Annotated in this window: 8 protein-coding genes; all 8 read right to left on the bottom strand. The window is 61.9% G+C overall.

From position 1 onward, the window contains the following. Positions 1-25: 25 nt before the first annotated feature. The 8 genes from B5V00_RS13345 to B5V00_RS13380 all read right to left on the bottom strand — a co-directional run bounded on the left by B5V00_RS13345 (position 26) and on the right by B5V00_RS13380 (position 9,084). Positions 26-1,003 carry a TAXI family TRAP transporter solute-binding subunit gene (locus tag B5V00_RS13345; protein WP_085011309.1) on the bottom strand — a complete coding sequence of 326 codons (978 nt, stop codon included), beginning with the start codon at positions 1,001-1,003 and terminating at the stop codon, positions 26-28. A 287-nt stretch (positions 1,004-1,290) separates the two neighbouring features. Then, the gene (locus B5V00_RS13350) at positions 1,291-2,700 is read right to left on the bottom strand and encodes a sigma-54-dependent transcriptional regulator (RefSeq protein ID WP_085011310.1); all 1,410 of its coding nucleotides are present in this window, start codon (positions 2,698-2,700) and stop codon (positions 1,291-1,293) included. Beyond that, positions 2,678-4,429 (bottom strand): transporter substrate-binding domain-containing protein, encoded by a 1,752-nt coding sequence (locus B5V00_RS13355; protein ID WP_245803979.1) that lies wholly within the window; start codon positions 4,427-4,429, stop codon positions 2,678-2,680. The genes B5V00_RS13350 and B5V00_RS13355 overlap by 23 nt, the downstream gene beginning before the upstream one ends. A gap of 46 nt (positions 4,430-4,475) precedes the next feature. Next, a complete protein-coding gene (locus tag B5V00_RS13360) occupies positions 4,476-5,309 on the bottom strand; it encodes a phosphatase PAP2 family protein (protein ID WP_172399755.1) in 834 nt (277 codons plus the stop codon). Then, entirely contained in the window at positions 5,306-6,322 is a 1,017-nt protein-coding gene (gene ltaE, locus B5V00_RS13365; protein WP_085011312.1) for a low-specificity L-threonine aldolase, read from the bottom strand. The genes B5V00_RS13360 and ltaE overlap by 4 nt, the downstream gene beginning before the upstream one ends. Beyond that, the gene (locus B5V00_RS13370; protein ID WP_085011313.1) at positions 6,309-7,205 is read right to left on the bottom strand and encodes an alpha/beta fold hydrolase; all 897 of its coding nucleotides are present in this window, start codon (positions 7,203-7,205) and stop codon (positions 6,309-6,311) included. The genes ltaE and B5V00_RS13370 overlap by 14 nt, the downstream gene beginning before the upstream one ends. Positions 7,206-7,298: 93 nt before the next feature. Continuing rightward, positions 7,299-8,354, bottom strand: a complete 1,056-nt coding sequence (locus B5V00_RS13375) for a dihydroorotate dehydrogenase-like protein (protein WP_139800781.1) — start codon at positions 8,352-8,354, stop codon at positions 7,299-7,301. Between the two features lie 169 nt (positions 8,355-8,523). After that, the gene (locus B5V00_RS13380) at positions 8,524-9,084 is read right to left on the bottom strand and encodes a methyltransferase domain-containing protein (protein ID WP_172399756.1); all 561 of its coding nucleotides are present in this window, start codon (positions 9,082-9,084) and stop codon (positions 8,524-8,526) included. Positions 9,085-9,235 lie beyond the last annotated feature (151 nt).

The raw sequence follows: 9,235 nt of genomic DNA on the forward strand, positions 1-9,235 counted from the left end.
TTTCGCACCTCCCGGCCCTTGATCCTTACTTGATCAGACCGACTTCCTTGTAGTACTTCAGGGCGCCCGGATGGATCGGGGCGGAGAGTCCCTGCAGCATGCTTTCCTTGGTCAGAACCGCGTAGGCAGGATGCAGCTTCTTGAACTCCTTGAAGTTTTCGAACACTTCCTTGGTGATGGCATAGACCACCTCATCAGGCACGTCGGCGCTGGTGCAGAGGGTCGCCTTGACGCCGAAGGTGTTGACGTTCTTGTCGTTGGCTACACCGTGATACTGGTCCACAGGAATGAAGGACGGGGCATAGTAGGGGAATTCGTCGGTCAGCTTCTTGACCACGTCGGCCGGAACTTCAACGAAGTTGACCTTGCGGGCGCCGGCAACGGCTTCCTTGACCGAACCATTGGGATGACCGACGGTGTAGAAGAAAGCGTCGATCCGGCCGTCCTGCAGCATGCCGGCCGATTCAGCGGCCTTGAGTCCCTCGGCCTTGATGTCCTTCTTGTAATCGATGCCGGCGGCATTGAGCAGATCGATGGCATTACCGCGCTGGCCGGAACCGGGATTACCGATATTGACCACCTTGCCCTTCAGGTCGGCCACGGTCCGGATGTTCTTGTCGGCAGCGGCGACGATGGTCACCGATTCGGGATGGATGGAAAAGACCGCCCGCAGCTTCTTGAACGGCTTGCCTTCCCAGTCAGCCTTGCCGTTGTAGGCCTGGTACTGGCGATCGGACTGGACAATGCCGAATTCGAGGTCGCCGCTCCTGATGGCGTTGATGTTGAAGACCGAACCACCGGTCGACTCGACGGTGGCACGCAGGTGATACTGCTTGCGTTTCTTGTTGACCATCTTGGCGATGGCGCCGCCGGTCGGGTAGTAAACGCCGGTGACACCACCGGTGCCGATGGTGACAAAAGTGGTCCGGGCGGCAAAACCGCTCACCGGAAGCATGGTGACGGCAACCGTCAGCGCCAGGGCAATGTACAACAATTTTTTCATTCTCTCCTCCTCAGAAGATTTAGGGTGATGCGCCGGAGCAATTCCGGCACCTAACAGACCGCTTCAATCACCGGGAGGACAAGGCAAGCCCCGTGCCAGACGACAAAAAATGCAACAACAGGCTGAAATAAAAAGGTATTTTACAGATTTCACGTATACGGGAAAATGCTGAAAGGGATATAACTTCGGTTATGGGAACCGCTGCGGGACAGGGATAAACGGCGGGGGACGGGGACCGGACAACGGCATAACCAGAGTTATCGACATAACCCTGGTTATGCCCCTTTTCAGGCGTGTTCGCGTCGTTGTTTGAGCCGCTTGCTGAGGGCCGGTTGGGAGATTCCAAGCAGGCGGGCAGCCAGCGTCTGATTGTTGCCGGCCCGTTCCAGGGCAGCGTCGACCAGCAGGTCGCCCGCTTCGGCCAGGGTCGGCAGATCGTCGAGGACGGTAAACGGATTGCGGGCCGGAACCAGGCCGCCGGTCTGCCGGGCGTCCCCGATCCGCCGCTGGAAAACGTCACAGGAGAGAACACCGCCGGGATGCTGGCTGACGGCATCATGCACCATCGCCTGCAGTTCGCGGATGTTGCCGGGAAAGCTGTAGGTATTGAGCAGTGAGATCAGCTCCGGCGGCGCCGTCGGAACAGGTTTCTCCAGTTCGGCGGCGGCGGATTCGAGGAAATGCTGCAGCAGCAGCGGCAGATCCTCTTTCCTCTCCCGCAGCGGCGGGATGTTGACCTGATGGGCATGCAGCCGATAGTAGAGGTCCTTGCGAAAACTTCGCTCGCGAACCATTTCCGCCAGATCGTGATGGGTGGCGCAGATCACCCGCGCCTGCAGCTGACAGGGACTGTCGCTGCCGAGGGGATAATACTCACCTTCCTGCAGCAGCCGCAGCAGCTTGACCTGGCTGGCGGCCGAAAGGTCACCGATTTCATCCAGGAAGAGCGTACCTCCGGATGCCCGTTCGATCATACCGGGACGTTCGCGGTCGGCGCCGGTGAAAGCACCGCGCCGATGGCCGAAGAGGGTGTCGGCAAAGACATTATCATCCAGCCCGGCGACATTGACACTCACCAGGGGGCCGTCACCGCCGCCCAGCTGGTGGGCGGCACGCGCGACCAGTTCCTTGCCGACCCCGCTCTCACCGAGAATCAGCAGCGGCTGTCGGGAGGCGGACACCGACTCCAGGTAGCCGAAGATGGCCAGCATCGCCGCGTCCCGTGTCACCAGGGGGGCGAAAACCTCGGGATGTTCCAGCTGTTTTTTAAACAGTCGCCGACGGATGGCCTGGTTTTCACGCTGCAGCTCAACCATACGCACCGCGCGACGGATGCCGTCAAGCAGGCGATCCTCCTCGACCGTCTTGACAAAATAGTCGAAAGCTCCCAGGCGCATGCAGCCGACCGCTGTTTCCAACTGGTTCATTCCGGAAAGAATGATCACCTGGACATCCGGATACTCCTCGTTGATGCGCCGCAGCAGCTCTTCCCCGGAGATGTGCGGCATGGTCAGGTCGAGCAGCACCAGGCCGATATCATGCTGTTCGAACAATTCCGGAACCTCGCGGCTGTCGGAACAGGAGATCAGGTTGGTGAATCCTCCCGGCCCCTCCAGGGTCATGCCGAGACTTCTCAGCCAGGGCAGTTCGTCATCCACCATCAGGATACTGAAATCAGGGTTTTTCGACTGGCTCATCGATATTCTCCTTGGCCGGCAACAGCAACCGGACCCGAGTGCCCTGCCCCGGTGTCGAGGCGAACTCCAGCTGTCCGCCATGCTCCTCGACGATACCGGCCGAAACCGACAGACCGAGCCCGGTGCCGCCATGGTCGCGGCGGGTGGTGAAGAAAGGATCGGTCAGTTTCGGCAGATGCTCAGGATCGATGCCTCGGCCCTGATCGACAATCTCCAGCAGCAGGCGGCCGTCGTCCTGCAGGGCGGTGCGGAGTCGGATCGCCTGTCCCTTGTCGGTCAGCGCCTGACAGGCGTTGATCAGCAGGTTGACCACCACCTGCTCGATCCGCTGGGCATTGCCGACGAACGGCGGCAGATCGTTCGCCAACTCGGCCCGAAAGTGGTCGGTCGCCTTTTTTAGTGAATTATCGACCAGCCGCAGTGCCGCCGCCGCCACCTCGTTGAGGTCGACCGCGTCATCCAGTTCGGCATCATCACGACGGGCGAAATCCTTCAGGTCCTCAACGATCCGCCTGATCCGGCCGGCTCCCTGCTGCATTTCTTCCAGCATCTGCGGAATCTCTTCCCGCATGCGTGAATAATTCAGCCAGCCAAGCTTGAAATCACCCTGTTGCCGGTAATGCTCATCAAGTAGCGGTCCGGTGTCATCCCAGGCCTTTTTCAGCAGCGGCAGGTTGAGCAGAATCAGGCCGTTGGGATTATTGATCTCATGGGCCACGCCCGAAACCAGCACCCCGAGCGAAGAAAGCTTGTCAGCCTGGATCAACTGCTGCTGCCGGACCTCCAGTTCATGCAGGGCCTGGCGTTTTTCGGCAACCTCGCGTTCCAGGTCTTCGGTACGCAGTGCCACCTGGCGCTTCAGCATCCTCGACCAGAAAACGGTCATGATCAACACCAGCAGCAGCGGACCGACTATCATCGCCCCGAGACGGATGGCACGTTCGAAGGAGAGCCCCGGCCGCGGCAGCACGCCGAGCCATTTTTCGTAGATGGTGCGATAACGACCCGATTTCTTCAGCAGCACCAGGCCTTCGTTGAAGCGGGCCAGCAGGTCGAGATTACCCTTTTTCACCGCGTAGCCGTAGTCCTGGGCGACCAGCGGCCTGGCGATCGGCATAATGTTGTCGAGACCGGCTTTCTGGATCAGGTACTCACCGGGCAGCTTGGCCACCAGGGCGGCATCATAACCGCCGGCAGAGAGTTGCCGCAGGGCATCCTCAAGGGTTGCCACCGGATGCAGCCGGGCCTTGAGTTCGGCATGCCGGAGCATGAAATCGTGCATCACCGCCCCGCGCATGACGATCACATCCTTGTCGGCCAGATCCTTGAGGCGGCGGATCGTGGACCCCTTGCGAATCCAGATCGACTGATGCACCTTGGCGTGCGGCGTGGAAAAGTCGACCTCGCGGGTCCGCTCCCGGGTGTAGGCCATCCCCTGCAGGACATCAATGCTGCCGGAAGCCAGCCCTTCCCGCATTTCTCCCCAGGGACCGAGACGAATTTCAATCTCCATCCCCATCACCTCGGCAATGGCACGGGAAAGCTCGACATTGAAACCGGCCGGTTTGCCGTCGGCGTCGAGAAATTCGTAGGGAGGATAGTTCTGATCGCCGCCGATGATGATCGGCGCCTCGGGTTCAGGCGGCTCCTCCGGTTCAGCCCGGGACAGGACCGGACAGAGCAGCAGCAGGATAAGGAGTATTTTGCAGAAACGAGACATGTCCGGCATTGTCACCATCCGGCGAACGGATGTCAAATCCCGCCATCGATCCTGGTCAGAAACGTCCGACCAGGGCCAGCCCGGCAGCATCAGGTTCCAGCAGAGGGACCAGACGCAGAGCGATCCGGTGCTTTTCCGCCAGCAGGCAGACCCCTTTGCCGACCGCCAGGCCGAGAACGGCGCCGACAGTGACATCCGAGGCCCAGTGTTCGTTGTCGTTGAGACGCGAAAAAGCGGTCAGTCCGGCCAGGCCATAAGCCGTCCAGGGCAGCCAGCGGGATTCAGGATAGCGGGCAACCAGCACGCTCGCCACCGCGAAACTGCCCGCCGCGTGCCCCGAGGGGAAGGAAAATCCGTCAGGCTCGCCGCTGCCGCCGCGGTCGGACAGCCCGGGCCCGTCCCAGTGATCGCTGTCTTCACCACTGTTGGGCCGATGGCGACGGCCGAGATGCTTCAGGCCGAGGACGGCGACCCCGGTCAGCAGATAACTCTCCAGGCTCAGCAGCCCGGTTTCGGCGAGGTAGGCATCATCGCGCAGACGACCGGCCAGGTAAAGCCCGCCGCCGCCGGCAACCAGCAGCCAGGGTTCACCGAAGTTCTTGGCAAAATCGGAGACCGAATCGCTGAGACCGCTGCGGTTGGCCTGAACTTTTTCGGCGATCTCGTCGTCGAGCAGATAAAGCCCCAGACTGCCGGCCGCAATCAATCCGACAGCCTGCCACTGCGGTTGCCGCCAGTCGGCGGGAGCCCTCAGCAGCGACCAGCTATCCGCGGCCCAGCGTTGCGGCAGATCACCGAGGGGAGTCACCTCCGCTCCCGGCCCGGCAACGGCAACCGCCGGCAGCAGCCCCAGCAGGCCGCACAACAAGAAGGCCACAAGACGGCTCACGAGCTGAAAAACCGGCGACAGGCGGTGATGACCCGCTCGATATCAGCGGGCAGGACATCGAGATGGGTGACGAAACGGAGTTGGCCATAGCCACCGACCAGGATGCCCTGCTCCCGGAGGTGTTCCATGAGCGGTTGTTGCCGTTCGGCGGGACAGTCGACGAAGACCATGTTGCTCTGCACCGTCGCCGGATCAACCCGCAGGGCGGCGATCTCCCCCAGCCCCTCGGCCAGGCGGCGGGCATTGACGTGATCCTCGGCCAGGCGCTCGACATGGTGTTCCAGGGCGAACAGACCGGCCGCGGCGAGAATGCCTGCCTGCCGCATGCCACCGCCGCAGACCTTGCGCCAGCGATGGGCTTCGGCGATGAAATCCCGACTGCCGCAGAGCAGGGATCCGACCGGGGCGCCGAGCCCCTTGGAAAGACAGAGCGAAACCGAGTCATACAATTGACCGATCGCGGCCGGCGCATGTCCGCCGGCGACTGCGGCGTTGGCCAGCCGGGCGCCGTCAAGATGCAGCTTCAGACCCCTATCCCGACAGAAATCCGCCGTCCGCCGCTGGTAATCGAGGGACAGAACCTTGCCGTGATGGGTATTTTCGAGACAGAGCAGCCGGGTGCGGGCAAAATGGTGGTCATCCGGCTTGATCATCCGCGCGACCTGCTCCAGGTCGAGGCTGCCGTCGGCACAATGGTCTATCGGCTGCGGCTGGATACTGCCGAAGACCGCCCCGCCGCCCCCTTCGTAACGGTAGCAATGGGCCTGCTGGCCGACGATGTATTCATCGCCACGGCGGCAATGTGAAAGCAGGGCCAGCAAATTGCTCTGGGTGCCGCTGGGAACGAACAGCGCCGCCTGCTGGCCGGTCAGCTCGGCGCCGACCTCCTGCAGTCGGTTGACCGTCGGATCCTCACCGTAAACATCATCGCCGACCTCGGCCGCCGCCATCACCCGGCGCATCGCCTCACTCGGCCGGGTCACCGTATCACTGCGCAGGTCAATGATTCGCATCGCTTTCCTCCATGAGCTGTTTCAATTCAGCCAGGATACTGTCCCCATGCCGCACCGGCAGGGAGAAGTGACCTTCTTCGGCAAAAGGATTCACTTCGGCCCGCGGACAACAGCGGGCCAGGTAATGGCTGTGGCTGATCGGCACCGTCCGGTCGGACAGGCCATGCCAGAAACAAAGCGGACCACCGTCGGAACCAAAGGAAATCTGCCAGCCGCGGGTATAGAGTTGAAGATCATGGACGACACCATCCGGTCCGCCACGAAAGGCCTCGCCGATGGCGGCGGTCAACCGCTCCCGAACCCACCGCTGCCGCAGCACCTGACGATCAGTACGTGGCGCCGCGACAGTGAGCAGACGCAGGGCAAGGCGCGGCCACCGCTGCAGAACGGGAGTGACCAGAAGCCGGAAGAAGGGGGCGGCGAGGCGCGGATAACCGGCCATCGCGGAGAAGCTGAACCTTGCCGGCCATTCCATCTCCGGCAGCAGTTCGGTCCCGGCCAGCGGCCCGAGCCCGCAGACAATACCGGTCGCCAGCACCCTCTCCCCCAGCAGTTCACGACAGGCCATGGCATAGGGCCCGCCGCCGGAGACACCCAGCAGCCCGAAACGGGCAATCCCCAGTTGATCGGCCACCGCCGCCAGGTCGGCAGGCCAGTCCGCCAGGGTCCTGGCCGGGCAGAAATCAGAGCGGCCGTAACCGGGCCGATCCAGGGCGATCAACCGCAGGCCGAGCTCCGCCGCGGCCTCATCCAGCAGCGCCGCTTCCAGGCGGCTGCCGGGAAATCCATGCTGATAAAAGAGCGGCAGACCGTCGGCGGCACCGAATTCACTGGCGGCCAGACAACGTCCGTCGGCAAGCCTGTACAACTTAAAAGATGGCATATTAAAACGCCTGCCGCGATGACCGCAACAGGCGTCCCCGGGCTGAGAAAGGGATCTCGTCGGAGGGAGAACAACGACCACGACAACCGGCAGCTAGTCGATGCCGACAAACAACTTGATATACTGCAGCCGCTCGAAATTCTGCGGATATTCGCTGCGCGCCTGGCTGAGCCGCCCCCGTACCTGGTCGAGGCTGTCGAATCCGTGTCCCGCCATCCAGTCGGTCAATTCCTTCAGAACCACCCCGATCTGCTCGACGCCATGCCGGTAGAGGGTTGAACAGAGTTGTACCACCTGGGCTCCGGCCAGCAGTTGCCGAGCCGCATCCCGACCGTCATGCACCCCGGTGGTTGCCGCCAGATCGGCGTCAACCCGGCCATGCAGCAGGGAGATCCAGCGCAGGCCGGTATGAATCTCGGCGGCATGACTGTAGGGATTGCCGGCCTTGAGTTCGAGCTTGTCGACATCGATGTCGAACTGGTAGAACCGGTTGAACAGCACCAGCGCATCGGCTCCGCGCCAGACGATCTTGCCGCCGCTTTCCCCCGGCCCGCACCAGCCGACCGTGAAAGGCGGCGCCTCGGCCCGATTCTGGCACAACTGGGTCGCAAACTTGGCAAAGGAAGTGAAATAGGGGCCGATTTTCATCGCCACCGGGATCGCCAGACGCGACTTGACATCATGCAGGATCTGGAAATAGCGATTTTCGATCTCGGCCGCGTCCTGTTTGGCCGAAGTCGGCATCAGGGCGACATTGAGTTCGATGGCGTCGGCACCGGCGTTCTGCAGCTTGACGGCATATTCGGACCAGCGTTCGCTGGAAATACAGTTCAGGCTGGCAATGATCGGCACGTCGACCGCCGCCCTGGAATCCTTGACCAGCTGCAGGTAATCGCGCGGGCCGAGTTCCATGCCGTAGCCCTGCAGGTACTCTTCGGCCTCCCCGGCATAAGGCCCGTCGGCGGAACTGCTCAGGGCTCCGGTCTCGGCCTTGATCTGTTCTTCAAAAAGGGATTTGAGGACAATGGCACCGGCGCCGGCCGCGGCACACGTCTTGACACCGTCAAGAGATCCGGTCAGGCTGCAGCTGCCGACGACAAGAGGGTTCTTCAGGGAAAGTCCCATGTAGCGGGTAGCTAAATCAGGCATAGCGATCCTTCCTGTTCTTTGTTGCTGATCACAAATAAACGGCATCACAAAAACTCACCGGCGGCGGTGAAACGTACAAACGACCATTGCAGAACAATACCCAACTTACGGGAAAAAGACCAGACCAATCAGCATGGAAATTCTTCCGAAACCGTCCTGATTTCCGGCTTCAAGCCGGTTTTCGCGCCACAATTCCGGCCAGGCTGCCCCCCTTGCGGGACGCCTCCAACCCCTCTTCGTGGCGAAGGATCTCCCAACCGGCAAAGACTTCCGGCAACTCCCCCGGATTGAGAACAAATTGGCGAGCCAGTCCTCCGGCGGCAAAGGGCCCGGCCAGACTGAAGGTGCGCACCACCGCCACCCCGCCGGGACGAACCGCCGCCAGCAGCGCCGGGTAGAGAGCTCGCTGAAGGTAGAAAAACTGCAGCAGCAGGTCGCAGCAGTCAACCGGCAGGCGCGGCGAACGCTCCAGATCCTGCTGCCGCAACGTAAGGCTCAGCCCTTTCTGGGCAGCCTCCCGCGCCGCGATTTCGAGTCCGACCGGAGACTTGTCGATCCCGGTCACCCGCCAGCCCTGCCCGGCCAGCCAGAGGGCATTGCGCCCCCGACCGCAAGCGACATCGAGGCAGTCACCGACGGCTGGAAACAGCGCGGCAACCGCCACCAGCCAGGGATCAGGTTCCAGGTCACCTTCACGCTGGCGCCAGCGTTCATCCCAGTTCGCTACCACTTGCAGCTCTCAGATGTCTCAATATCACAATCAGACAGATATCCCATTCCACCGTCCCAAGGCACTGGATTTTTTATCAAATCAAGGCGCAGCCCAATGAGCGCGGAGGCGTAGCGTTCGCTAGGTCGCACACACAAGCGAAGCGGGTCTG

The organism is Geothermobacter hydrogeniphilus (assembly GCF_002093115.1).
GTDB lineage: Bacteria > Desulfobacterota > Desulfuromonadia > Desulfuromonadales > Geothermobacteraceae > Geothermobacter_A > Geothermobacter_A hydrogeniphilus.